This window comes from Janthinobacterium sp. GW821-FHT03A03, from assembly GCF_059421435.1.
In genome coordinates, this window is record NZ_JBWKUZ010000001.1 from 602386 (window position 1) to 627853 (window position 25468).

General features: G+C 63.0%; 22 protein-coding genes, 1 tRNA gene and 1 pseudogene. 14 read left to right on the forward strand and 10 right to left on the reverse strand.

Features of this window, described 5'->3' with window-relative positions; genetic code table 11:
- Window positions 1–27: 27 nt before the first annotated feature.
- From AC07VI_RS02710 to pepN, 3 genes are all read right to left on the reverse strand, one after another.
- A tRNA-Thr gene (locus AC07VI_RS02710) sits at window positions 28–103 on the reverse strand.
- Between the two features lie 115 nt (window positions 104–218).
- A complete protein-coding gene (locus AC07VI_RS02715; RefSeq protein ID WP_034747152.1) occupies window positions 219–1220 on the reverse strand; it encodes a class 1 fructose-bisphosphatase in 1002 nt (333 codons plus the stop codon).
- Window positions 1221–1311: 91 nt separating this feature from the next.
- Entirely contained in the window at window positions 1312–3966 is a 2655-nt protein-coding gene (gene pepN, locus AC07VI_RS02720; RefSeq protein ID WP_086143938.1) for an aminopeptidase N, read from the reverse strand.
- 217 nt (window positions 3967–4183) lie between these two features.
- Between pepN and AC07VI_RS02725 the strand changes: the two genes are divergently transcribed.
- A complete protein-coding gene (locus tag AC07VI_RS02725) occupies window positions 4184–4813 on the forward strand; it encodes a DUF4136 domain-containing protein (protein ID WP_086143937.1) in 630 nt (209 codons plus the stop codon).
- A gap of 313 nt (window positions 4814–5126) precedes the next feature.
- Here AC07VI_RS02725 and AC07VI_RS02730 read toward each other — a convergent pair whose 3' ends face one another.
- From AC07VI_RS02730 to AC07VI_RS02745, 4 genes are all read right to left on the reverse strand, one after another.
- Window positions 5127–6056 carry a quinone oxidoreductase family protein gene (locus AC07VI_RS02730; RefSeq protein ID WP_226935496.1) on the reverse strand — a complete coding sequence of 310 codons (930 nt, stop codon included), beginning with the start codon at window positions 6054–6056 and terminating at the stop codon, window positions 5127–5129.
- A 93-nt stretch (window positions 6057–6149) separates the two neighbouring features.
- Window positions 6150–6539: a methylglyoxal synthase gene (locus AC07VI_RS02735; RefSeq protein ID WP_086144003.1), complete on the reverse strand. Its 390-nt coding sequence runs from the start codon at window positions 6537–6539 to the stop codon at window positions 6150–6152.
- Window positions 6540–6568: 29 nt separating this feature from the next.
- A complete protein-coding gene (locus AC07VI_RS02740; RefSeq protein WP_086144002.1) occupies window positions 6569–7489 on the reverse strand; it encodes a DMT family transporter in 921 nt (306 codons plus the stop codon).
- Between the two features lie 80 nt (window positions 7490–7569).
- Window positions 7570–10041, reverse strand: a complete 2472-nt coding sequence (locus tag AC07VI_RS02745) for an alkaline phosphatase D family protein (protein WP_494808771.1) — start codon at window positions 10039–10041, stop codon at window positions 7570–7572.
- A 155-nt stretch (window positions 10042–10196) separates the two neighbouring features.
- Between AC07VI_RS02745 and AC07VI_RS02750 the strand changes: the two genes are divergently transcribed.
- The 12 genes from AC07VI_RS02750 (at window position 10197) to AC07VI_RS02805 (ending at window position 21549) form a co-directional block, all read left to right on the forward strand.
- Entirely contained in the window at window positions 10197–10922 is a 726-nt protein-coding gene (locus AC07VI_RS02750) for a YebC/PmpR family DNA-binding transcriptional regulator (protein ID WP_086143934.1), read from the forward strand.
- Window positions 10923–10982: 60 nt separating this feature from the next.
- Window positions 10983–12251, forward strand: coding sequence for a phosphoribosylamine--glycine ligase (gene purD, locus AC07VI_RS02755; protein ID WP_492995631.1), 1269 nt, complete (start codon window positions 10983–10985; stop codon window positions 12249–12251).
- 125 nt (window positions 12252–12376) lie between these two features.
- Window positions 12377–13192: a hypothetical protein gene (locus tag AC07VI_RS02760; RefSeq protein WP_086143932.1), complete on the forward strand. Its 816-nt coding sequence runs from the start codon at window positions 12377–12379 to the stop codon at window positions 13190–13192.
- Between the two features lie 273 nt (window positions 13193–13465).
- A complete protein-coding gene (locus AC07VI_RS02765; RefSeq protein WP_086143931.1) occupies window positions 13466–15016 on the forward strand; it encodes a class I SAM-dependent methyltransferase in 1551 nt (516 codons plus the stop codon).
- Between the two features lie 141 nt (window positions 15017–15157).
- On the forward strand, window positions 15158–16072 hold the full coding sequence (gene hemF, locus AC07VI_RS02770) for an oxygen-dependent coproporphyrinogen oxidase (protein WP_086143930.1): 915 nt from the start codon (window positions 15158–15160) through the stop codon (window positions 16070–16072).
- Window positions 16073–16104: 32 nt separating this feature from the next.
- Window positions 16105–16752 (forward strand): nicotinate (nicotinamide) nucleotide adenylyltransferase, encoded by a 648-nt coding sequence (gene nadD, locus AC07VI_RS02775; RefSeq protein WP_253251894.1) that lies wholly within the window; start codon window positions 16105–16107, stop codon window positions 16750–16752.
- Window positions 16753–17442, forward strand: coding sequence for a ribosome silencing factor (rsfS, locus tag AC07VI_RS02780; RefSeq protein ID WP_086143929.1), 690 nt, complete (start codon window positions 16753–16755; stop codon window positions 17440–17442).
- 6 nt (window positions 17443–17448) lie between these two features.
- Entirely contained in the window at window positions 17449–17919 is a 471-nt protein-coding gene (gene rlmH / locus AC07VI_RS02785; protein WP_034747108.1) for a 23S rRNA (pseudouridine(1915)-N(3))-methyltransferase RlmH, read from the forward strand.
- A gap of 8 nt (window positions 17920–17927) precedes the next feature.
- On the forward strand, window positions 17928–18548 hold the full coding sequence (locus AC07VI_RS02790) for a Maf family protein (protein ID WP_086143928.1): 621 nt from the start codon (window positions 17928–17930) through the stop codon (window positions 18546–18548).
- A gap of 43 nt (window positions 18549–18591) precedes the next feature.
- The gene (gene rng, locus AC07VI_RS02795) at window positions 18592–20055 is read left to right on the forward strand and encodes a ribonuclease G (RefSeq protein ID WP_086143927.1); all 1464 of its coding nucleotides are present in this window, start codon (window positions 18592–18594) and stop codon (window positions 20053–20055) included.
- Between the two features lie 2 nt (window positions 20056–20057).
- Entirely contained in the window at window positions 20058–20840 is a 783-nt protein-coding gene (locus AC07VI_RS02800) for an AraC family transcriptional regulator (protein WP_492995636.1), read from the forward strand.
- A gap of 79 nt (window positions 20841–20919) precedes the next feature.
- Window positions 20920–21549 (forward strand): LysE family translocator, encoded by a 630-nt coding sequence (locus tag AC07VI_RS02805; RefSeq protein WP_086144000.1) that lies wholly within the window; start codon window positions 20920–20922, stop codon window positions 21547–21549.
- A gap of 4 nt (window positions 21550–21553) precedes the next feature.
- Here AC07VI_RS02805 and AC07VI_RS02810 read toward each other — a convergent pair whose 3' ends face one another.
- From AC07VI_RS02810 to AC07VI_RS02820, 3 genes are all read right to left on the reverse strand, one after another.
- Window positions 21554–22093, reverse strand: a complete 540-nt coding sequence (locus AC07VI_RS02810) for a hypothetical protein (RefSeq protein ID WP_226935403.1) — start codon at window positions 22091–22093, stop codon at window positions 21554–21556.
- An 84-nt stretch (window positions 22094–22177) separates the two neighbouring features.
- Window positions 22178–22645 (reverse strand): hypothetical protein, encoded by a 468-nt coding sequence (locus AC07VI_RS02815; protein WP_193068826.1) that lies wholly within the window; start codon window positions 22643–22645, stop codon window positions 22178–22180.
- Window positions 22646–22759: 114 nt separating this feature from the next.
- Entirely contained in the window at window positions 22760–23791 is a 1032-nt protein-coding gene (locus tag AC07VI_RS02820; protein ID WP_086143924.1) for a LacI family DNA-binding transcriptional regulator, read from the reverse strand.
- Window positions 23792–23998: 207 nt separating this feature from the next.
- Here AC07VI_RS02820 and AC07VI_RS02825 point away from each other — a divergent pair.
- Window positions 23999–25237 (forward strand): annotated as a pseudogene (locus tag AC07VI_RS02825) (malic enzyme-like NAD(P)-binding protein); the annotation flags it as partial.
- Window positions 25238–25468: the final 231 nt, after the last annotated feature.

Below are 25468 nucleotides of genomic sequence, written 5' to 3' on the forward strand. Positions count from 1 at the left end.
GGTGGGTTTTTTTCTACAACGAATACTTGGTGCCGTTGGCCGGAATCGAACTGGCGACCTTCACATTACGAATGTGCTGCTCTACCAACTGAGCTACAACGGCGAAGACCCACATTCTACAAACAATGCACAAAATTTGCTAGTGTCAACGCGAACTTTTTTCATTTTTTTTAGCGGCCCGGCTGCGGGCCGCTGAAAATCGTGGAAAAGTGCGAGGTTTACTCCGCGTGGTAGGCCGTCACGCGGGCCACTTCGTCCTTCGAGCCGAGGAAGACGGGCACGCGCTGGTGCAGCTTGTGCGGGGCGATGTCCATGATGCGCTGCTGGCCGTCGGTGGCGGCGCCGCCGGCTTGCTCGACGATGAAGGCCATCGGGTTCGCTTCGTACATCAGGCGCAGCTTGCCCGGCATCGAGGTGTCGCGCAGGTCTGCCGGGTACATGAAGATGCCGCCGCGGTTCAGGATGCGGTGCACGTCGGCCACCATCGAGGCGATCCAGCGCATGTTGAAGTTGGTGCCGCGCGGGCCCGTGTCGCCGGCCAGCAGTTCGTCGACATAGCGCTTCACGGGCGGATGCCAGTGGCGCGCGTTCGACATATTGATGGCAAATTCCTTCGTCGTCGGCGGAATCTGCATATTGCTTTGCGTGAGCACCCACGAACCCATTTCGCGGTCCAGGGTAAAGCAGTTCACGCCATTGCCGAAGGTCAGCACCAGCATGGTTTGCGGGCCGTACACGGCATAGCCGGCCGCCACTTGCTTGCTGCCCGCCTGCATGAAGTCCTGCTCCGTCGGCTGTCCCATGCCGTCCGGCGCCTTCAGCACGGAGAAAATGGTGCCGATCGAGACGTTGACGTCGATGTTCGACGAGCCATCGAGTGGGTCGAACAGCAGCATGTATTCGCCCTTCGGATAGCGGTTCGGAATCGGATGGATCGATTCCATCTCTTCCGACGCCATGGCCGCCAGGTGGCCGCCCCATTCATTCGCTTCCAGCAAAATCTCGTTGGAGATGATGTCGAGTTTTTTCTGTACCTCGCCCTGCACGTTTTCCGTGTCGGCCGTGCCCAGCACTTCACCGAGGGCGCCCTTGCCGACGGCGTGGCTGATGGTCTTACAAGCGCGCGCGACGACTTCGATCAGCAGGCGCAGTTCGGCCGGAATGCTGTTGTTCGAGCGCTGCTCTTCAACCAGGTATTGCGTAAGACTGATGCGTTTCATGAAACCCCTTTTTTTAATGGTATTTCTTTGCTTAACCCAAGGTAATAGCTGGGGTCAGCTGGGGTCAGACCCGGCGGGTCTGACCCCAAAATTAGTTGGCCAATGCCTTGGAAACCACTTCCATCACGTCGTTCGACAGGCTGGCCTGGCCGGCGACTTGCTCCAGCGCGTCGCGCATATGGTTTTGCAGCGCCGGCACGTAACGGCGCCAGCGGTCCATGGAGCGCGCCAGACGCGCGGCCACTTGCGGGTTCAGGGCGTCGAGCGCGATGACTTGCTCGGCCCAGAAGGCGTAGCCGCTGCCGTCAGCAGCATGGAACTGGGACGGATTGCCGTTGGTGAAATTGAAAATCAGGCTGCGCGCGCGGTTCGGATTTTTCAAGGTAAAAGCCGGATGCGTCATCAACTGGCGCACGGCCTGCACATCGGTCGTCGGCGCGGATGCTTGCATGGCGAACCATTTGTCGACCACCAGCGCCTCGTTCTCGAAGTCGGCATAGAAACTGCTCAAGGCCGCCTGCGCATGCGGCTGCGAGCCGGAATGAATCAGGGCCGCCAGCGCTGCGGCGCGGTCCGTCATGTTGCCGGCATTGTCGAACTGCAGCCGCGCCAGGTCCAGCTCCGCCGCTTCGGGCGCGATCAGCAGATACGACAGGGCCAGGTTTTTCAAGGCCCGCTTGCCGGCCGACAGGGCGTCGGGGCTGTAGTCGCCCGGCGTCTGGTTGGCATGGTATTGCGCCAGCAGTTCAGGTTTCAGCGCCGCGGCGATGGTGCGGCGCATGAACTGGCGCGCCGCATGGATCGCCTGCGGGTCGACTTGCGCCATGCGCTCGGCGATGATGGTTTCCGACGGCAGGATCAGGGCCAGCTCGCGGAAGGCGGGATCGAGCGTGTCATCGGCCAGCAGGGCGCGCTGCGCGGCGATGAAGGTGTCGTCCAGCGCCAGGGTCTCGCCGGCGGCGACGGCGCCGGTCAGTTTCAGCAGGCGCTCCATGGCCAGGCGCTGGCCCGCTTCCCAGCGGTTGACCGGATCGCTGTCGTGACGGAACAGGTGCAGCAGCTCGGCGTCGGTATAGTCGTATTCGAGCACCACAGGCGCGGAAAAGTCGCGCAGCAGCGATGGCACGGCTTCTTCCGTCACATTCGTGAAGCGGAACGTCTGCGTCGCCTCGGTCAGCTCCAGCACGACGCTGGTGGCGCCTTTGGTCGCCAGGCCATCGACGTGCAGCGGCAGGTCGCGGCCATCGGCAGCCAGCAAGCCGACGGTGACGGGGATGTGGAAGGGCAGCTTTTCCGGCTGGCCCGGCGTGGCGGGGCAGCTTTGCGTCAGGGTCAGCTCGAACGTCCGGCTGGCGGCGTCGTAGCGCGTGGCAGCGGTGACGATGGGCGTGCCGGCCTGGCTGTACCAGCGCTCGAACTGGGTAAAGTCGCGGCCATTCGCGTCCGCCATGGCGGCGCGGAAGTCGTCGCACTGCACGGCCTGGCCATCGTGGCGTTCGAAATACAGGTCCATGCCCTTGCGGAAACCGTCGCGGCCCACCAGGGTCTGGTACATGCGCACCACTTCGGCGCCCTTCTCGTAGATCGTGACCGTATAGAAGTTATTGATTTCCACAAAAGAATCGGGACGCACGGGATGGGCCATCGGGCCCGCGTCTTCCGGGAACTGCGCCTGGCGCAAGGTGCGCACCTGGTCGATGCGCGTGACGGCGCGGCCCGTGTCCGTGCCGATCATGTCGGCCGAGAATTCCTGGTCGCGGAACACGGTCAAGCCTTCCTTCAGCGACAGCTGGAACCAGTCACGGCACGTTACGCGGTTGCCCGTCCAGTTATGGAAGTATTCGTGGCCCACCACCGCTTCGATACCCGCGTAGTCAACGTCGGTGGCCACGCGCGAATTGGCCAGCACGTACTTGGTGTTGAAAATGTTCAGGCCCTTGTTTTCCATGGCGCCCATGTTGAAATCGCCCACGGCGACGATCATGAAGCGGTCCAGGTCCAGTTCCAGGCCAAAGCGTTCCTCGTCCCAGCGGATGGAATTCTTCAGCGACTGCATGGCGTAGTCGGTTTTATCGAGGTTGCCGTCCTCCACCCACACTTGCAGCAGCGCTTCGCGGCCGGACTTGAGCGTGTAGCGCTCTTCCTGGCACACCAGGCGCGCCGCCACCAGGGCAAACAGGTAGGATGGCTTCTTGAACGGGTCTTCCCACTTGGCGTAATGGCGTCCGTCGCCCAGGTCGCCCTCTTCGATCAGGTTGCCGTTCGATAGCAGCACCGGATACCGTTCCTTGTCGGCGCGCAACATGACCGTATATTTGGCCATCACGTCCGGGCGGTCCGGGAAGAAGGTGATGCGGCGGAAGCCCTCCGCTTCGCATTGCGTAAAGAAATTATGGTTCGACACGTACAGGCCGGACAGCGAGGTATTGTCCTGCGGCGCCAGCACGGTCTCGATATCGAGCAACACCTCGTCGGGCGCCTTCGGAATAGTCAGCATGCCGGCCGTCAGCTTGTACTGCGACGGCTTCAATACCTTGCCGTTCAGGCGCACCATCACCAGTTCGATGTGTTCGCCGTGCAATTCGATGCTGCGGCTGGTGCTGGCCGGGTTGTGACGCATGCGGATCCGGCTCGCCACCACTGTGCGGGCGGGATCGAGATCGAAACCAAGTTCGACGCTGTCAACCAGGAAACTGGGCGGCGTGTAATCTTTGCGGTAAATCGTCTGAGGGCTGTCTGTGCGCATAGGGATTTGGGTGGGAGCGGAGGCAAAAGCCTATTTTACCAACACCCGACCCCGATAGTCGCGATTCGGCTCAGGAATGTTGGATTCCCTTACACGCCGACATACCAGGTAACATTCTGTAATAATGAATGGAAACAAATAGAACTATTCTTATAATACTAGGCGATGAATTGCGTCTACCAACAATGAATTGCAGCTTATCTAAGGAGATCATGCAATGAAACGATATCTCACCATTATGATGGCCGCATTGACCGTGTTGCTGACCGGCTGCGCCACCACCATACGCAGCGACGTGACGGCCTTCCACGAATGGCCCGCACAGTTGCAGGACAAATCATATGTATTCGAGGCGCCAGTGGCGGAAGACGACACCCTGGAGTATCGCAGCTACCAGAACCTGGTGCGCGCGGAACTGGCCAAACACGGCTTCGGCGAAGCTTCGGGCCCTGCGGCGGCCAATTTGCGCGTGGCCATGAATTTTTCCACCGTCGACTATCCTGAGCGCGTACTGCAAGCTTCGGACCCATTCTGGTATGGCCCCGGCTACTGGCCAGGCCGCTACGGATATCGCTATGGCGCCTGGCCAGGCTATGGCCGCTTTGGCTATAACCCCTACTGGTATGGCCCGCTGGAAATGGAAGAGAGCGTACGCCATAAGTACGAACGCGAATTGCGCGTGACGATCAATGACCGCAGCGGCAAGAAACTGTACGACGTGACCGTGCAATCGACAAGCAACAAGCGCGCCACGTCGCAAGTGATGCCGGCCATGGTGGCCAGCGCCTTTGCCGATTTCCCCGGTCAGAGCGGCGTGCCGCGCAAGGTCGAAGTCAAGATAGACTGAAAGCGCCAGCCAAAACCTACTGCGCGTCGCGATCTACGGCCTGCGATGCTCACTGTACCTTCGTACAGTTGCGCTTCTCGACCGCAGCTCCCTTCCGCTCGCTACGGTTTTATCAGGCGCGAGAAGTCTGGAGTAATTTAAAAAAAACCGGCTGGTGCAGCAATGTGCCAGCCGGTTTTTTCATGTCTGTTTTATGCCTATGAATAATACGCCTCGGCGGCAAAGGTCAGCGCGCCGATCAGGGCCACGGCCAATAACAGCACGATCAGCAGGCGGCCGAACTTCGGCGTGCCGTCTCTTTCGCTGCCGCCGCTCATGGCACGATGATGGTCGAGCCGGTCGTCTTGCGCCCTTCCAGGTCCGCGTGGGCCTGGGCGATATTGGCCAGGCTGTAGCGCTGATTGATCTCGATCTGCACTTCGCCGCTGCTGACGACGCCGAATAGCGAGGCCGCCATCTCTTCCAGGTTCGCGCGGTTCGAGGCATAGCTGAACAGGGCCGGTCGCGTGATGAAGAGTGAACCGCGCGACGCCAGCTCACTGAGGGTGAAGGCCGGCACGGGACCGGACGCATTGCCGAAGCTGACCATCATGCCCAGCGGCGCCAGGCAGTCGAGCGAACCCGTAAACGTATCCTTGCCGATGGAGTCGTAGACCACGGAAACGCCCTTGCCGCCCGTGATCTCGCGCACGCGCTCGACGAAGTTTTCCGTGTTGTAGTTGATGACGTGGGCCGCGCCATGCGCCTTGGCCAGGGCGGCCTTTTCATCGGAACCGGCCGTGCCGATCAGGTTCACGCCCAGCACTTTCGCCCACTGGCAGGCGATCAGGCCCACGCCGCCCGCGGCCGCGTGGAACAGCACCGTGTCGCCCGCCTTCAGGGCCACCGTGCGGTGGAACAGGTATTGCACCGTCAAGCCTTGCAGCATCATGGCGGCGGCCGTATCGAAAGCGATACGCTCGGGCAGCACCAGCAGCAGGGCCGCAGGCAGATTGCGCTGCTGCGCATACGCGCCATTGATGCGCGCCGCATACGCCACCCTGTCGCCAACTTTCACTTCGGTAACGCCCTCGCCCACCGCCTCGACGATGCCCGCGCCTTCCACGCCCAAGCCATTGGGCAGCGGCTGCGGGTACAGGCCCGTGCGGAAATACACGTCGATGAAGTTCAGGCCGATGGCCTCGTGCTTGACGCGCGCCTCGCCGGGACCGGGCGGCGGCAGTTCCACATCCACGTATTCCATCACTTCCGGGCCGCCCACGCGCTGTACGCGGATGGCTTTGGTGGTAATCGTTGCGCTCACAATATGCTCCTTGAAGAAGAATCGGGAAAAACGTCAGACTGCCGCGACGGCCCGCGCCTGCAGTTGCGACAGCACCAGGTGCGCCGACGACAGATTCGTTGCGCACGCCACGTTGTGCACGTCGCAGGCGCGCACCAGGGCGTTGATGTCCGGCTCGTGCGGCTGCGGCGTCATCGGGTCGCGCAGGAAAATCACGCAATCGATCAAGCCTTCCACCAGCAGCGAGCCGATCTGCAAGTCGCCGCCGAACGGGCCGGAATGCTTGCGCTCGACCTGCAAGCCCAGCTCGTTGATCAGGCGGCCGCCCGTGGTGCCCGTGGCCGACAGTTCGCAACCCTTGAGGAAATCCAGGTATTCGCCCGCCAGGGTAATCATGTCATCTTTTTTCTTGTCGTGGGCAATCAGGGCGATGCGTGTTTTCATGGTGCGGGCCATTTCAGTGAGTGAAGGAATTATTTCTTTTTCGACAGCAAGTAAATACCGGCCAATACCAGGCTGGTGCCAGCCAGCTGCCAGTTGGTAATCGGCTCATCGAGAATCATGGCACCGAGGAACAGCGTCGACACGGGGCCGATCATGCCTGCCTGCGAGGCGACGGGCGCGCCGATGCGCTCGACGGCGATCATCGTCATGAAGACGGGCATCACCGTGCAAAAGATGCCATTGAGCAAGGACAAGCCATACACGGGCATGGGCTGGATCAGCAGCTCGACAGGGCGCAAAATGAAAAATTGCAAGATGCAGGCAAAGCTGGCCACGCACATCGCGTAGCTGACCAGGCGCATCGAGCCGATGCGTTTCACCAGTTCGCCTGAACCCAGCAGGTACACGGCATACGAGCAGGCCGAGCCCAGCACGAGGGTCGAACCGAGGGCCACATTGCTGGCGCCGCCCTGCAAGTCATGCACGAACACCAGCACGATGCCGCAATATGAGGTGAGCAAGGCCAGCCACTGCAGGCGGCTGATGGTCTGCTTGAAGTACACGGTGGTTATCAGGAGCACGAAAGTGGGCGTAAGGAACAGAATCAGCCGCTCCAGGCCCACGGAAATGTATTGCAACCCAAGAAAATCCAGATAGCTGGACAGGTAATAGCCGACGAGTCCCAGCCCGACCAGGCGCCAGCGGTCGCTGTTTGACAGGGGCGGCTCCGTGCGCATTTTCCAGCATGCAATGACGGCGAACACGGGCAGCGAAAAAATCATCCTGAAGGCGATCAGGGTGACGGCGTCGATCTGGTAGCGGTACAGCAGCTTGGCGACGATGGCCTTGGTGGAAAACAACACCGCCCCGCCCACGGCGATGGCCAGGCCACCGAGGTAGACGGAACGGGGAATCGGTGCGGGGGATGCTTGCGGGGAACTGGAGCTCATGCCCAGATTGTAATGGATAAGCACAAGTTTGCCGGGCCGGCCATTCCAGGCCGGCCGCCAGCCCCGACTCCAGCGACAGGTCAGGAAATATTCACTCCCACCGTACCGGCCGCCACAGTGGCCGTCGTCACGCGCGCAATCACGTTCGAAGGCGCCGCCGTGCCGATCAGTTTATTCACCTGTTTGAACTGCGCCACCAGCTTGCCCGGCGTCAAGGTGACCACCGTGTAGCCCTGCGCATCCGTGTTCAGATGCTTGATCCATGGGTTGTTGCCCAGGCCGGACAATTGCTGCGCCAGGCCCAGCAGAGTCGCACTGAAGTCAGTGCTTGCTTTCAAGCCAGCCTGCACGGCCGCCACCGTCGCGTCGAGTTGCGCTTCCGGCACGCCCTTGGCGGCCAGGGCGCCGCGCAGTTGCACGCGCAATTGCTCCAGCAGGCTGTCGACGGTGGGCACAGCCTTGCCCATGGTGTAGTCGAGCAGGTTGACGTCGAGATTGACCGTGCCCAGACCAGTGACGGGAATGGCCAGCGGGTAGCTGACGAGGGTGCCGATGTCACCCATGCTGCCGGCAGCCGACTTCAGGTAGCTGAAGAAGGAATCCGAGCTGACGCCGGCCGAGACGAGGTCCACCATGACGGGCGTGCCGCCACCGGCCGCGTCGAAGTCGTCGCTGACCGTGCCGGCGAAGAACGAGTGGATATCCCCCGTGATGGCCACCACGTTGCCGATGGCATTTGTTTTCAGGTGCGCCATCAGATTCTTGCGCTCGCTGTTGTAGCCGTCCCACTGGTCGCAATTGAGCAGGAAGCGCGTGAAGAACGGCGCCAGCGCCGCTTGCTGGCCCGAAGCGGCGACAAAGCTGGACGCCGCGCCCTTGGCCTGCACGTCTGGCTTGATCCAGCCAAAGGCGATCACTTGCGCGGCGGCCGCAGGCGTGGCGCTGTTGTAGGCAGCCACCGCGATGCCGGCCTGGGCCGCGCTCAAGCCCGCGCCCACGGCCGCTGCGCCCTGCGCGCTGGCGTTGGCTGCCGCGCCGGCGATCGCCATGGCCGCCGCCTGCGCCACGGACTGCGATGCGCCGGCCGTCGAGGCGGCCACGATGGCGCACGCCAGCGGCACGCTGCCGCCCACCAGCGGCAAGGTCGTGGCGATGGATTGGCCTACTGTCGACATGGCGCTCAATGCCAGCAAGGTGGCGATCGCATCCGTGCCGTTCAAGCCCATGCGCAACAATGACACCTCATTGCCCCACAGCTTCCAGGTCGAGGTCGCCGCCTTCATCTTGCCCTTCCACCAGTCGCGCTGCGTGCTGCCCAGCATGCCGACAGCGGCCAGCGGGTCAGTGCCGGCTTTCGTGGCGGCAGCCATTTTCTGCCCCTCCACGCTGTCGAACAGGCTTTGCGGCACCAGGTAGCGGCTGCCGATGCTGCCCAGCGGCTTGCCCGTGGCCGGGTTGATGGTCGACTCGGCGATCGCATGGTCGGCGCGGTACAGGCGCTCGTCCGTCATCACCAGCTGCATCAGTTTGCCGAACTGGAAATCGCGGTAGATCTGGATGTTCTGGAACGTTGTCACGGCGCTATCGAACGTGACGTCGGCCGGCATGTATTCGAACCACGCCTGGTTGGCGCTGCGGCGGCGGGCCGGCTGGTGCAGGTCGCTGCCATCCGTTGCCGCGATGCCTTCATAGGTGGAGGCATCCTGCCAGGCGTCGTCCGTGAATTCATGGTCATCCCAGATGGCGATGAAGGCAAAGCGTTCGTGCACGGCTTGCAGGCGCGTATCGGTGCGGTATTTCTTGTACAGGTAGCGGTAATCGGCCACTGTGGTGGCATATTTTGCGCCGGCGTTGCCGCTTTTGTACGTGCCGTCAGGCAATTTCAGCTGGTCGTGGCGGCTTTCCACGGCACCGCTCTGGAAGGCTTCGCCCACCGTTTCATAGATGTAGTCGCCCAGGTGGACGATGAAATCGAGCGATTCATTGGCGGCGATGTGCGACAGCGCGCCCCAGTGGTTGATGCTCCAGTCCTGGCACGTCAGATAGGCGAACTGCAGCTGCGGCACGTCGCTGGTCGCGGCAGGCGCCGTCTTGAAGCGGCCCACGTTCGAGCGCACGTCGCCGGCGATGAACTGGTAAAAATACACCTGGCCCGGCTGCAGGCCCGTCACCTTGTGGCGCAGCGTGTTGTCAAAGTCGGCTTTCAGAGGCAATTTCGCATCGACGATGGGCGTGCCGGCCAGGGCCGCGTTGCCGCCCAGGCCGGCCGTATTGTCGGCCGAACTGACGATCAGGCGCACGGCGACGTCCGACTTGCCTGCCACGGCAGGCGCGACGGCATCGAAACTGGCTGGCACGACGCGCGTCCACAGCATGGCGCTATCCGGACGCGGGTCGCCCGAGGCTACGCTTTGCGGGAATTTCCAGTCGCTGCCCGACGCCAGCGGCACGCCAGGATCGCTGTAATCGGTGCTGCCGCAGGCGGCAAGGCCGACGGTGGCCACGGAAACCGTAATAAAGCCGCCCAATTTCAGAAATTGCCGCCTGTCCATTTGACTTGCCATGATGTCGCGCCCTCAATATGGTGAAAGCGCGTCACTTTAGCAACAGATTGTGTCCGCTTGATGACGGGAGCATGCCGCTTGGCAGGGGGCCGATATGCTAAAATGTCGGCCACAATTGAACACCCGTCTAAGGAAGATTCGACATGGCAGGACATAGCAAATGGGCCAACATCAAGCATAAAAAGGCTGCCACCGATGCCAAGCGCGGCAAAATCTGGACGCGCCTGATCAAGGAAATCACGGTGGCGGCCCGCATGGGCGGCGCCGATATCGCGGCCAATCCGCGTCTGCGTCTGGCGGTCGACAAGGCGGCTGACGCGAACATGCCAAAAGACAACGTCCAGCGCGCGATCAACCGCGGCAGCGGCGGCGTTGATGGCGCCAACTACGAAGAAGTGCGCTACGAAGGCTACGGCGTGGGCGGCGCGGCCGTCATCGTCGAATGCATGACCGACAACCGCGTACGCACGGTGGCCGAAGTGCGCAACGCCTTCAACAAGAATGGCGGCAACATGGGCAACGAGGGCTCGGTGGCCTTCATGTTCCAGCACTGCGGCCAGCTGCTGTTCGCGCCGGGCACCGACGAAGACAAGCTGATGGAAGCGGCCCTGGAAGCGGGCGCCGAAGACGTCATCGCCGACGAGGAAGGCGGCTTCGAAGTGCTGACCCCCGTGCACGATTTCGCCACCGTCAAGGAAGCGCTGGAAGCGGCCGGCTTCAAGGCCGAAGTGGCCGAAGTCATCATGAAGCCGGCGACGGAAACCGTGTATGCGGGCGAAGACGCCATCAAGATGCAAAAGCTGATCGATGCGCTGGAATTGCTCGACGATGTCCAGGAAGTGTTCACCAACGCCCTCATTGAGAATTAATCACTCTGCACACAAGGGCGGCAGCGCCGCCCTGCAACCCACACTGAACGAACGGTCCCTATGAAAATTCTGGTAGTCGGCTCTGGCGGCCGCGAACACGCCCTGGCCTGGAAACTGGCCCAGTCCGAACGCATACAGATGGTGTATGTCGCGCCGGGCAACGGCGGCACCGCGCGCGATGCGCGCCTGGTCAATTTCGACATCAGCGACCCGCAATTGCTGGCCGATTTCGTTCAGCAGGAACACATCGGCCTGACCGTCGTCGGCCCGGAAGTGCCACTGGCAGCCGGCATCGTCAACCTGTTCCGCTCGCGCGGCCTGAAAATCTTCGGCCCGACCAAAGAAGCGGCGCAGCTGGAATCGTCGAAGGACTTCGCCAAGGCCTTCATGCAGCGCCACGGCATCCCGACGGCGGCCTACCAGACGTTTTCAGACGTCGCTCCCGCGCATGCCTACGTCGACGCCATGGGCGCGCCTATCGTCATCAAGGCCGACGGCCTGGCCGCCGGCAAGGGCGTGGTCGTTGCCATGACCCTGGAAGAAGCGCACCAGGCGGTCGACATGATGCTGTCCGATAACCAGTTCGGCGACGCCGGCGCGCGCATCGTCATCGAGGAATTCCTCGCCGGCGAAGAAGCGAGCTTCATCGTCATGTGCGACGGCAAGAACATCCTGCCGCTGGCCACCAGCCAGGACCATAAACGCCTGAAGGACCATGACCAGGGTCCGAACACGGGCGGCATGGGCGCGTATTCGCCGGCGCCGATCGTCACGCCGGCCATGCATGCGCGCGTCATGCGCGAGATCATCGTGCCGACCATCCAGGGCATGGCCAAGGACGGCATCACGTTCACGGGCTTCCTGTACGCCGGCCTGATGATCGACGACAAGGGCACGCCAAAGACGCTGGAATTCAACTGCCGCATGGGCGACCCGGAAACGCAGCCCATCATGGCGCGCCTGAAGACCGACCTGGTCACCGTCATGGAGCACGCCGTCAACGGCACCCTGGACGCCGTGGAACTGGAATGGGACCGCCGCACGGCCGTTGGCGTCGTCATGGCCGCCGCCGGCTACCCGGACGATCCCGTCAAGGGCACGCCCATCGGCGACATCCCGGCCGAAACCGCCGACTCCGTCACCTTCCATGCGGGCACCCGCATCGAGGGCGAGCGCCTGGTCACCAACGGCGGGCGCGTGCTGTGCGTGGTCGGCCTGGGCGACAGCATCAAGATGGCGCAGAAGCAGGCGTATGAAACCGTGGAAAAAATCCATTTCGATGGCGCACAATACCGCCGCGACATCGGCTGGCGCGGCTTGAAGCACTAGTCGGCCACTCTGTGGCGCACGGCAGGGCCGGCGCGGAGCTTCTCCGCCCCGGCCCTGTTGTCATTCGCGTGCCAGGAAATCGGACTTTGCGCTAAGATTCTGCCTTCCTGACAAAATGAGAGTCCATGACCAGCCACTCCCATCCCGCCCTCGCCCAGGTACGCCAGCTCGGCCTGATCACGGACAATGAACTCGACGACGCCATCGCCGAACTGGACATCGTCGCTTTCGAACGCGCACATCCCTCGGATGACGACGTCGCGGCGCCGGAACTGGCGGCCGGCGCGAGTGCCGCCGATGCGCTGGCATGGCTGCTGCTCACGGACCTGCTGCCGCAGGAGGATTTCCTGCGGCGCGTGCACGACCTGCCGCGCCGGCATGGCGGCGCGGCCCTGCTCGAACGCCAGCAGCTGACCGCCGAGGCGCTGCGGCACGTCAACCGCCTGGCCATCGACACCCTGTACGACGAAGACCTGATCAACCAGTGGCAGCGCGACGCCGCGCACGCCAGCTTGCCCGAGGACCGCCTGCTCGCTTCGCCCATCGCCGCTCTGCGCGACATGCTCAGGCAGGGCACCTTGTCCGGGCAGCAATTCGAGGCCATGCGCCAGCGCCAGCACGGCTCGGAGCTGGCGCGCATCATCGTCGACGGCGCCGCGCGCCAGGCTCGGCGGGAGCGCCCTTTCCATGCTCGCCAGGGAACCTGGGTGATGGCCGCGCTGCTACTGGTCGTACTGGCCTTTGCCGGCCGCGCCATCGTTTCCAGGCAGGCGTCCGCTCCCGCCGCAGCCCCGGTCGCCGCCATCACTGAGCCGGGCGTCGAGCGGCACGACCTGCGGCAGCGCGCCGCACAGGCCGTGGAGAGTGCGCGCGCACCCGGCGCCGGGCCGGACCTGTCCATCACCGTCGTGCAGGAAGGCGCCGCGCCGCCGGCACCCTGAGCCGTAACGCAAGGCCCGCCCTCACAGAAACGCGTCGCCGGGTACATTCTGTCCTTGCTTTTTTCCGGCCACGTCGGCCCGCGCGATGGCAGCAATACCCGCCCCTCATGCCGTCAAATCCGGCGAAGAAAGCCGCTGCGCCGGTGCGCAGTACCGCGATGACATCGGCGGGCGCGACCTGAAGCACGGATTCATCGTTTTTGACACGCCCGACATCCCCGCGCCGCTGGCACTGATGGCATACTGCCGTTTTGCCACCACTGCGGGGAAACCATGGCCTGGAACGAAGGATACGTGTCGGATATCGAGTACACCAACGGCTTTTACAGCGACCTCAGTCCGCATCACCTCAATTTCAGCTGCATCCTCAACGGTATCGAACCGGTGCCCCTGGATCAGCCCTACACCTACTTTGAACTGGGCTTCGGCCGCGGCCAGACGCTCAACATACTGGCGGCGGCCAATGCCAACGGCCAGTTCTACGGCAACGATTTCAATCCGGCGCATGTCGCAGGCGCACGCGCCCTGGCGGCATCGGCACAGTTGAACAATCTGACCCTGCTGGAATACAGCTTTGAAGAATTGGCCCAGGGCCGCGTATCGGGCCTGCCGCAGTTCGACTTCATTGCCCTGCACGGCATCTATACCTGGGTCAGCCGGGAGAACCGCCAGCATATCGTTGACTTCATCGCCCGCTATCTGAAACCGGGCGGCATCGTTTCGCTCAGCTATAACGCCATGCCCGGATGGAGCTGCGCCCTGCCCCTGCAACGCCTGCTGCTCGAGTTTGCCGCCAGCTTCCCCGGCCGCAGCGACTTGCAGATGCAAGCCGGCATCGCCTATGTGCAGCAGTTGCAGAGCCTGCAGGCCGGCTATATCGCGGACAATCCCGCACTCGCGCCGCGCCTCAACGCACTCGTGAACAGCGATCCTCATTACAGCGTGCATGAATACCTGAATCAGGACTGGGAGCCGCTGTACCACACCGACGTGATGCGCGACGTGGCGGGCGCCAAGCTCGATTTTGCCGGCTCTTCCGACCTGCCCTTTGCCTTTCCCGAGCTGTATCTGAACGCCGACCAGCAAGCCACCATCGACTTGCTGCCTGACGCGGCCATGCGCGAAATGATGAAGGATTATTTTCTCAATACCAGCTTCCGCAAGGATGTGCTGGTACGTGGCGCGCGCCGCATGGGGACGGTGCGTCAGGCCGAGTGCCTGGCCGACGTGCATCTGGCCATGCTGGTACCGCGCGCAAAAATGGCCTTTACCTTCCAGACCAAGGCTGGCGTGGTGACAGGCAACGAGCAAGTCTACGGCGCCGTCTGCGACGCGCTGGCCATACGCCCGCACAGCCTGGTCGAACTGGCCGCACTGCCCGCCTTGCCCGGACAGAGCGTGCAAAGCCTGGCAGAGGTGGCGGCCATGCTGGTCACCGGCAGCCAGGTCGTGATGTATTTTCCGGATGCGGCGCAGTGCGAGAGCGACGGCGCTGCCGCGCATCGCCTGAACCAGTCCATCGTCGCGCAGCTGCGCTATGGCGACGACTACCGCGTCCTGTGCTCGCCCTTGACGGGCAGCGGTATCGACACGGAATTCATCGACCGGCTGCTGTTTTCGCTGCTGATCCCCGAGCGGGAGCAGCCGGACCTGGCCACCCTGCGGGCGCAGGCGGCCAGCGGCATGGCGCAGTACGGGCGCCGCCTGCTCAAGGAAGGTGCCGCATGCGCCGACGAGGCGGCGCACCGGCAGCTGCTCAACGCCGCCATCGATGAGTTCATGCGGGACAAACTCCCCGTACTGCAGCAATTGCGCATGCTGTAGAGGATGCCGGCAGGGTGCTGGCCACGGACAGTGCCCGCCGCCGGCCGCAAAACCACAGCGCCAGCGCCGCCCTATCACAAAAACGCGTAACAGGGTACAATCCGTCCTTACTTTTTTATTTCGGCCTCGTCGGCCCACGCGATGTCGTCAACTCCCTCTCCTTCGGCCGTCAAAGCCTATCTGCTTGATTTGCAAAGCCGTATCGTGCAGGCGCTCGAAGCGCAGGACGGCAAGCCCTTCCTGACCGATACCTGGCAGCGCCCCGAGGGCGGCGGCGGCATTTCGCGGCTGATCGAAGAAGGCAATGTGTTCGAACGGGGCGGCGTGAATTTTTCGCACGTCACCGGCGCGGCATTGCCGCCATCGGCCGCAGCCGCGCGCCCTGAACTCGGCGGCAAGGCGTGGGAAGCGATGGGCGTGTCGCTGGTGCTGCATCCGCGTAACCCGTATGCGCCCACGGTGCACATGAATGTGCGCTTTTTCAGCACTGTGAATGCGAACGGCGAACCCGTATGGTGGTTCGGCGGCGGCATGGACCTGACGCCGTATTATGGCGATGCGGGCGATGTGAAGCACTTCCACCAGGTGTGCCATGATGCGCTGGCGCCGTTTGGCGCACAGCTGCATCCGAAGTTCAAACAGTGGTGCGACGATTATTTCTACCTGAAGCACCGGCGCGAAGCGCGCGGCGCCGGCGGCATCTTCTTCGATGACTTCAATGCCCTGGGCTTTGACGACAGTTTCGCCATGCTGCGCAGCGTGGGCGACGCATTCATCGATGCGTATGTGCCGGTGCTGGCGCGGCGCAAGGACACGCCCTACGGCGAACGCGAACGCGATTTCCAGTGCTACCGGCGCGGGCGCTATGTCGAGTTCAACCTGGTGTTCGACCGCGGCACCCTGTTCGGGCTGCAGTCAGGCGGCCGCACCGAGGCGATCCTGATGTCGATGCCGCCCGTGGTCAAGTGGCGCTACGACTGGCACCCGGAGGCGGGCAGTCCCGAAGCGGCGCTGTATACTGACTTCCTAGTGCATCGCGACTGGCTGCAGGCGTGACAATAGGTCGTACGGCGGGTAGCACGGCATGCGTGACGCTGCTGGGCGGCAGCTACGATCCGGTCCATTGTGGCCACGTCGCGCTGGGCACGCATTTTTCCAGTTTGCTGCACGCCGATGAACTGCGCGTCATTCCGGCCGGCGCGCCCTGGCAAAAGGGCAAGCTGGGCGCCACCGGCCAGCAGCGCGCCGAGATGGCCGGCCTGGCCTTCGCCGGCCTGCCCCTGCCCGTGGTGATCGACCGCCAGGAGATCGAGCGCAGCGAGCATGGCCAGGCCAGCTACACCATCGATACCTTGCGCAAGGTACGCGCCGAACTGGGACCGCGCGCTTCCATCGTTTTCCTGATGGGCGCGGACCAGCTGCAGCGGCTTGCGACATGGCGAGAATGGCAGCAATTATTTGAATACGCGCATATCTGCGTCGCGGCCCGCCCCGGCTTCGCGCTGAATGACACAGCAGTACCGCAAGTGGTCGCCGACGAATTTTCGCGCCGCCTGGGGTCTCTGGACAGCATCCGCAACACGCCGCACGGTCTGACTTATCTGGCACAGGACTTCGCGGTGGATATCTCCGCCACCGAAATACGTGCGGCATTACAACGGGGGAATCGGGCAAACTCGCTTGTTTCCCCGCTAGTGCTAGACTATATTGAACAACATAATTTATACAAAAGCTAAATGGACATCAAAAAACTGCAAACCCTCGTCGTTGACGCCCTTGAAGACGTCAAAGGTCAAGACATCGCCGTCTTCGAAACGAGTCACCTGACCAGCCTGTTCGACCGCATCGCGATCGTCTCCGGTACCTCGAACCGCCAAACCAAGGCGCTGGCCGCCTCGGTGCGCGACAAGGTCAAGGATGCCGGCGGCCAGATCATCGGCATGGAAGGCGAGGACACCGGTGAATGGGTGCTGGTCGATCTGGGCGACATGATCGTCCACATCATGCAAGCGCCTATCCGCGCCTACTACCGCCTGGAAGAAATCTGGGGCGACACCCCCGTCAAGCTGGGTGCCGCCAAGCGCGCGCCGAAAAAAGCGGCCGGCGACGAGCCGAAAAAGGTCAGCGGCCATCTGGCGGCAAGCAAGGCCAATGTGGAAGCTTCGCCCGTGATCGAAAAGAAAACGCCAGCGAAGAAGGCCACGGCTGCCACCGCCGCCAAGAAAGCTCCGGCGAAAAAAGCCGCCGCGCCCAAAGCTGTCGGCAAGACCGTGAAAGTCGCGCCGACCAAGACCGAAGCGGCCGCAGTGAAAGCACTGAAAGCGCTGCCGGAGAAAAAAGTACGCGCCCCACGCGCGGCCAAGCCGGCAGCCGATGCTGCACCGGCAAAAACCGTGATCAAGCGTATCAAAAAAGTCGAAGCGTAAGCATCGATGCAGCTCATCATCGCTGCAGTCGGCCATAAAATGCCGGCGTGGATAGAGACGGGCTTCGCGGAATACGCGAAGCGCATGCCGCCGGAATTGCGCATCGTGCTGAAGGAAATCAAGCCGGTGGAGCGTTCCGGCAGCAAGACCGCCGCCACGGCGATGGCGCTGGAACGTGAACGCATCGAAGCCGTCTTGCCCAAGGGCGTGCGCATCATCGCCCTCGACGAACGCGGCAAGGACCTGACCAGCGTCGGCCTGTCGCAGCAATTGATGGCGTGGCAGCAGGATGGCCGCGATACGGCTTTCCTGATCGGCGGCGCCGACGGCCTCGATCCGCAACTCAAGGCACGTGCCGAAGGCATGCTGCGCATTTCCAGCATGACCCTGCCGCACGGCGTGGTGCGTGTGATCCTTGCCGAGCAGTTGTACCGCGCCTGGTCGATCACGCAAAACCATCCCTATCACCGCGTCTGAACTTCCCCATGAAACCGGCTGATAACAAGATCTATCTCGCTTCCAAAAGCCCGCGCCGGCGCGAACTGCTGCGCCAGATCGGCATCGATTTCGAATTGCTGCTGCTGCGCAGCGACGGCCCGCGCGGCGCCGACGTCACCGAGGAAGTCCTCGATGGCGAGTCTGCGCTCGACTATGTGGCCCGCGTGGCGAATGAAAAAGCCGCCTTTGCCTGGGACCTCGTGCGCCGCCGCCACCTGACGCCGCGCCCCGTGCTGGCGGCCGACACCACCGTCACCATCGACGGCGTCATCCTCGGCAAGCCGGCGGGCCGGGAGGAAGCCGTGGCCATGCTGCAGCAGCTGTCGGGACGCACGCACGAAGTACTCACCTCGATCGCCGTACACTACAAGGATTTCGCCGAGCAGCGCACGCAGGTGTCGCAAGTGCGCTTCGGCGTACTCTCGCCCGCCTCCATCGCTGCGTATTGCGCCACGCCGGAACCCTACGACAAGGCCGGCGGCTACGGCATCCAGGGCAGCGCCGCGCTGTTCGTCGAGCACATCGAAGGCAGCCATTCCGGCATCATGGGCCTGCCCCTGTACGAAACTGCACAGTTGCTACGGCTGGCAGGTTTGCCCTTGCCCTGAACACGGGTATGATGTCATTCGTTGCCTCCACTCCCGCGCCTCCATGAACGAAGACATCCTGATCAATATCACGCCGCAAGAAACCCGCGTCGCCCTCATCCTGCAGGGCGCCGTGCAGGAACTGCACATCGAGCGCACGCTCACGCGCGGCCTGGCCGGCAATGTGTATTCCGGCAAAGTGGTGCGGGTATTGCCGGGCATGCAGTCGGCCTTCATCGACATTGGCCTGGAACGCGCGGCCTTTTTGCACGTGGCCGACATCTGGGAAGCGCGCGGCCACGACGGCCAGAACGCCACGCCGGCGCCGATCGAAAAAATCCTGTTTGACGGCCAGGTGCTGACGGTGCAGGTGATCAAGGACCCGATCGGCACCAAGGGCGCGCGCCTGTCGACGCAGATTTCCATCGCCGGACGCATGCTGGTCTACCTGCCGCAAGACAAACACATCGGCATCTCGCAGAAAATCGAGAAGGAAGCGGAACGCGAGCAGTTGCGCGTGCGCCTGCAAAGCCTGCTGCCGCCCGACGAAAAGGGCGGCTATATCGTGCGTACCATGGCCGAGGACGCGTCCGACGCGGACCTGAAGGCGGACGTCGACTACCTGAGAAAAACCTGGAGCACGATCACGCACGGCGCGCGCACGCGTCCCGCCACCAGCCTGCTGCACCAGGACTTGAACCTGGCGCAGCGCGTGCTGCGCGACTTCGTCGGCGATGAAACGGCCACCATCCAGGTCGATTCGCGCGAAAACTACGTGAAATTGCGCGAGTTCGCGGAAATCTACACGCCCAGCGAATTGACGCGCCTGCAGCACTACACGGGCGAGCGCCCGCTGTTCGATTTATATGGCGTGGAAGAGGAAATTTTGCGCGCGCTGGGGCGCCGGGTCGACCTGAAATCGGGCGGCTACCTGATCGTCGACCAGACGGAAGCGATGACCACCATCGACGTCAACACGGGCGGCTTTGTCGGCGGGCGCAATTTCGCCGACACGATTTTCAAGACCAACCTGGAAGCGGCGCACGCCATCGCGCGCCAGCTGCGCCTGCGCAACCTGGGCGGCATCATCATCCTCGACTTCATCGACATGGACAATGCCGAGCACCGCAACGCCGTGCTGGCCGAACTGAAACGCACCTTGTCGCGCGACCGCACCAAGGTCTCGGTGAGCAATTTCTCCCCGCTGGGCCTGGTGGAAATGACGCGCAAGCGCACGCGCGAGTCGCTCGCCCACATCCTGTGCGAACCGTGCCCCGCCTGCGCCGGCAAGGGTCAGGTCAAGACCTCGCGCACGATCTGCTATGAAATCCTGCGCGAACTGCTGCGCGAAGCGAAGCAGTTCAACCCGCGCGAATTCCGCATCCTCGCCTCGCAGGAAGTCGTCGATTTGTTTTTAGAGGAAGAATCGCAGCACCTGGCCATGCTCGGTGATTTCATCGGCAAGAAAATTTCGCTGCAGGTAGAAAATGCCTACCACCAGGAGCAGTACGACGTGATTTTGATGTAGTCATGCCCGGCAGCACGACCTTCTGGCGCGATCCGCTTCTACCCCACGTGGAAAGCCGGCGCGCGTGCCACAGCCGGGCGTGCTACAAGCCGCACAGCCATCCCACGTTTTCCATCGGCGCCGTCGATTCGGGCGGCAGCATCTTTACGGGCAGCAATGAGGGCAAGGTGGCTCTTGGCAATGGCAGCCTGGTGCTGGTGCCGGCCGGCTGCGTGCACGCCTGCAATCCCCTGCCTGACGCCGTCTGGAGCTACCAGATGCTGCATCTCGATGCGCAGTGGCTGCATAGCCACGTGCCGCGGCTGGATGCAAGCAGCGCCAGCGTACTGCACGAACCTGTCCTGTATGCGCAGTTCTGTGCCATGAATGCGCTACTGTTCTCGCCCGCAGCCGCGGCCGCCAAGCAAGAGGCCCTGCTGGCCTTGCTACACGCCTGTGCCGATGCCTGCGGGGCAATCCCCCTCCCCTCGCACGCTGCCCGCATCCCGATGCAACTACGCCCGGTAGTGCAGCAGCTGCAGTCTCAACCGCTGGCCAGCCTGGCGCAACTGGCCGAACTGGCCGGCATGAGCCGCTACCAGCTGATCCGCGCCTTCCGCGCCGCCACCGGCATGACGCCGCATGCCTACCAGCTGAATCTGGGCGTCAACCGCGCGCGCAGCGGCTTGCAGGCGGGCAACGCCCTGGCCGACATCGCCTGTGAGCTGGGGTTTGCCGACCAGAGCCACCTGCAGCGCGTCTTCAAGGCGCATGCCGGCATCACGCCGGGACGCTATCGCGGCTGAAGCGCCTGCAATTTTCTTCAATACAGACCGGAGCGTCCCCCCGCATACTCGCGCATCGCCATTGCCGGAGTCGCGTTTCATGCAGGATTTTCTCCTTATCGCCGCCGCCCACTTCCTCGCGCTGCTGTCGCCGGGGCCCGATTTTTTCCTCGTCGCCCGCAGCGCGCTGGCGCACGGCTGGCGCGGCGCCATGCCAGCGTGCATCGGCATCGCACTGGCCAATGGCGTGTTCATCGTGGCGGCGTTTGGCGGCGTCGCCGTGCTGCATCCGGGCAGTCCCCTGTTTATCGCCGTGCAATTGGCGGGCTGCGCTTATCTGCTGTACCTCGGCGGGCTATTCCTGCGCCATGCGGGCACCACGACGCTGACGGCAGCGCCGGCCGCCACGCCCGGCAAGGCGCACTGGCGCAACGGCCTGGGCATGGGTTTCCTGTCTGCCATCCTGAATCCGAAGAATGCGCTGTTCTACGTGAGTCTGGCGTCCGTCGTCGCCAGCCGGCAAACGGACAGCGGCTCGGTCGTGCTGTATGGCGTGTGGATGGTGTGTGCCGTGCTGGCGTGGGACATGGCGGTGGCGCTGGCCATCGGCAATGGCACGCTGCGGCAGCGCTTCGCGCGCGCGCTGCCGAGCCTGGAGCGGCTATCGGGCGTGATGCTGATCGTGCTGGCGGTGCTGCTGCTGGTAAATGTCGCCAGCAGCAGTGTCTGACGGATCAGGCGGGCAGCGGGTCCAGGTAAAACACGGCATACACTTTCAACGGTGTGGTCTCCGTGGCCTTTTCCGAACGCACGACGGAGCAGTCGTCGGCGGCGAGGCTGCGCCAGTTCTGGATGCCCGCCTTGGCGAACATCGCGTGTGCAGGGGCGTTGGCCGCCAGGTCCAGCACCAGGCAGGCGTTGCGCGGACCGGCGCCGTAGTTGACGGCGCGGATCTCGATGCCGAAGGTCGTCATCCACGGTTCCCACAGGCCTTTTTCCTTGCCGGCGGCCATGCGGTCGAGCATCTCGCCGAAAGTCAGGCCCTTTTTGACGGTGCTGCGCAGGGCGGTCAGCGACGGCGCCAGACGCGGATCGGGCTGCTTGTTGCCAGCGCGAATCTCGGCGATCGCTTTCAGTTCCTTGATGATGGCCGCATCGCGTTCCGTGTAATCGCGCATGCGCGCATAAAACTCGGCGTCCAGGAAGGGATTGACGGTCAGCTTGGCGACGCCCTCTTCGCGGCGTTTGGGGGATGGCGTATTGGTTTTGGTCATGGCGATAGAGGGCAAGAGAAACGATGAGGGGCGCCAGTTTAACACCTTGCGACAGCGCCGGCATGCCTTGCCGGCGCTTTCCTGCTACGTCGGGTGGGAACGCGATGGTGCAAGGGCCGCGGCGCGCGCGGCGGGCGGCATGAAAGCGCGCCGCGGCCCGAAGAGGAAAACAGCGCCCGCATACAGTCCCGCCAGGGGAAAACGTACTTCCTTGAGCAATTGATGGAAAATGGCGATCGACTGCGCGCGGGTCACGGGAATATCGGCGCGCCACTGGCACAGCACGTCATGCACGAGGCTGGCATGATAGGTCGCCGGCAGGCCCAGGTGCTGCGCGCCATCGGGCGTGCCCACGTAAAACAGGCCGAGCACGCTGATGCAGGGCGAACAGCCATCCCAGGCATAGCCGGCGCGGATGCGGATCGCCGATTCGCGTATCGTCACCCACTCGTTTTCAAACTCTATGCCTTCGAGCAAGGGAGAGCAATAGCCATAGTCGCTGCCCAGCGCATAGCGCCAGGCATTGCCGGGCATGCCGAAATTCTTCGGCATCAGCTGCCCCGCCGAGGCGAGCGCCGCTGTTGTTGCTTGCCTGTCATCTGCATGGTTTTGTCTTGATCATTATCAATATCAAGATTTAAACATACTCAAGCAAAACAAGCGCAATCAGCGGCAAGCGCGCGGCGGCGCCGTCGACTCGCGCACCACGAGTTCCGGCTTCAGGCGCACGTCCAGCACGGCGGCATCGGGTGTATCGATGGTTTGCAGGATCAGGCGCGCCGCTTCCGTGCCGATGCCATGATGGCGGATGCGGATGGTGCTCAACGGCGGACGGATCATGTCCATATAGGGCATATCGTTGTGGCCCACCACGGAAATATCTTCGGGGCAACTCAAGCCCAGCTCGCGGATGGCGTCATAGCAGCCGATGGCCACCAGGTCGCTGCCGGCCACCACGGCCGTCGTCTGCGGCGACTGGCGCAGCAGTTCCAGCAGGGCCGCCTTGCCGCATTCGCGCGAGTAACCGCTGCTCTCGAAGACGAACGCCTGCGACGGATCGAGTTCGCTGGCCTGGATGGCGGCCAGGAAGCCCAGGCGGCGCACGTGGCCCGTGGACAGGTTTTCCGGTCCCGCAATGTGCGCGATATGGCGGTGGCCCAGCGCCAGCAGGTGCTCGACGGCCAGGCGCATGCCGACCACGTCATCGCTGACGACGCAGGAAGCGACGCCCGTCTCGTCGCTGCGGTTGACGGTGACCACGGGCACGTTCTGGTCGATGCACATCTTGATGACGGGATCATCGCGACGCGCCGTGGCCAGGATCAGGCCATCGACCTGCTGCCCCAGCAGGCGGTTAATGACAAACAACTGCTCTTCCTCGTCGGCGCCCACATTGGCGACGATGGCCAGGTAGCCATGCTTGCGCAAGCCTTCCTCGATGCCCAGCAGGATGGGGGGGAACACGGCATTCGTGATATCCGGCAAGACCACGCCGATGATGCGCGACTTGCGCGTGACCAAGGTGGAAGCGGCGCGGTTTGGCCGGTAGCCCAGCCGTCCCGCCTCGGCCAGCACGCGTGCCGCCACTTCGGCGCTGACCATTTGCCGCGTTGCCGGATTCATCACGCGCGAGACGGTGGAAAAATGCACGCCGCTGGCCCGCGCTACGTCGCTTAAGGTGGGGTTCTTGTTTGTCATGGGCTTCCCGGATCGCAATACCGCGATTTTATCGCAAAAAATCCCCATCCCGTCAAAAACCGAGCAAACGCTTGCATTGAAATAAAGCCCTCGCCCAAAGCGGTTTTGATCGACTTCCCCTCAAACGAGCCTTGACAGCGTGCAAACGCTTGCATAACATGGCTCAGATTGACCACTCGGGCCCTGTATGCCCTTCCCAGAATTCCTATGTCTACTTCCCACAGCAAGCACGCCGACCAGAACGGCGAAACTTTCAACCTGAAAGAAGCCGCCCTCGCCTATCACGCCGAACCGCGCGCAGGCAAGATTTCCGTCACGCCAACCAAACCGCTGGGCGATGCCCGCGCCCTGACCCTGGCGTACTCGCCGGGCGTGGCGTTCGCCTGCGAAGCCATCGTGGACGATCCGCGCACGGCCGGCACCTACACCTCGCGCAGCAACCTGGTGGCCGTGATCACCAACGGCACGGCCGTACTGGGCCTGGGCGATATCGGCCCGCTGGCCAGCAAACCCGTGATGGAAGGCAAGGCTTGCCTGTTCAAGCAGTTTGCCGACGTCGACGTGTTCGACATCGAACTGGCGGAAAACGATCCCGACCTGTTCATCGACACCGTGGTGCGCATGGAGCCGACCTTCGGCGGCATCAACCTGGAAGACATCAAGGCGCCCGACTGCTTCTATATCGAGCAACAATTGCGCAAGCGCATGAACATTCCCGTCTTCCATGACGATCAGCATGGCACGGCCATCATCGTCGCGGCCGGCATCCTGAACGGCCTGGAACTGGTGGGCAAGGATATCGGCAACGTCAAGGTGGCCGTCTCGGGCGCCGGCGCCGCCTCGATCGCCTGCCTGGACCTGCTCGTCTCGCTCGGCCTGAACAAGTCGCTGCTGAAGGTCTGCGACAGCCAGGGCGTGATCTATCCGGGCCGCGACGCCAACATGGAAGAGAACAAGGCACGCTACGCGAATGACACGAGCGACCGCGACCTGGCTGACGCCATGGTCGGCGCCGACATCTTCATCGGCGTCTCGAAGGGCGGCGTGGTGAGCGCGCAGATGGTCGAATCGATGGCCGCCAAGCCGCTGATCTTCGCCCTGGCCAATCCGCATCCAGAAATCGCCCCGGAAAAAGTGCACGCCGTGCGCGACGACGCCATCGTCGCCACGGGCCGCTCGGACTACCCGAACCAGATCAACAACGTGCTGTGCTTCCCCTACATCTTCCGCGGCGCGCTCGACGTGGGCGCCACCACCATCAATGAAGAAATGAAGCTGGCCTGCGTGCGCGCCATCGCCGCACTGGCCAAGGAACCATTGCCAGGCCACGAAACCAGCGCGCTGACGCCGCTGCAACTGATACCATCGCCGTTCGACGAGCGCCTGCGCAGCTGGGTCGCCCCGGCCGTCTCGCAAGCGGCAATCGCCACCGGCGTGGCCACGCGCGTGCCGGCGACTGCCTGAAGCGCATGAGAAAGACGCTCTGCCCTTAGCAAAACCATAGCAAGTTACCATTGCTTACAAAAAAACCATGGCCAAAAACCATGGTTTTTCTCGCTTCCCCTTGGTCTATCCTGGATAGTTGCCAACAATGAAATTATCTGAAGGTATTTTTGCATAAACCTTCGATTACAATGACGGCTACTTTATGTTGCTACAGTTGCCAGATTGGCGACG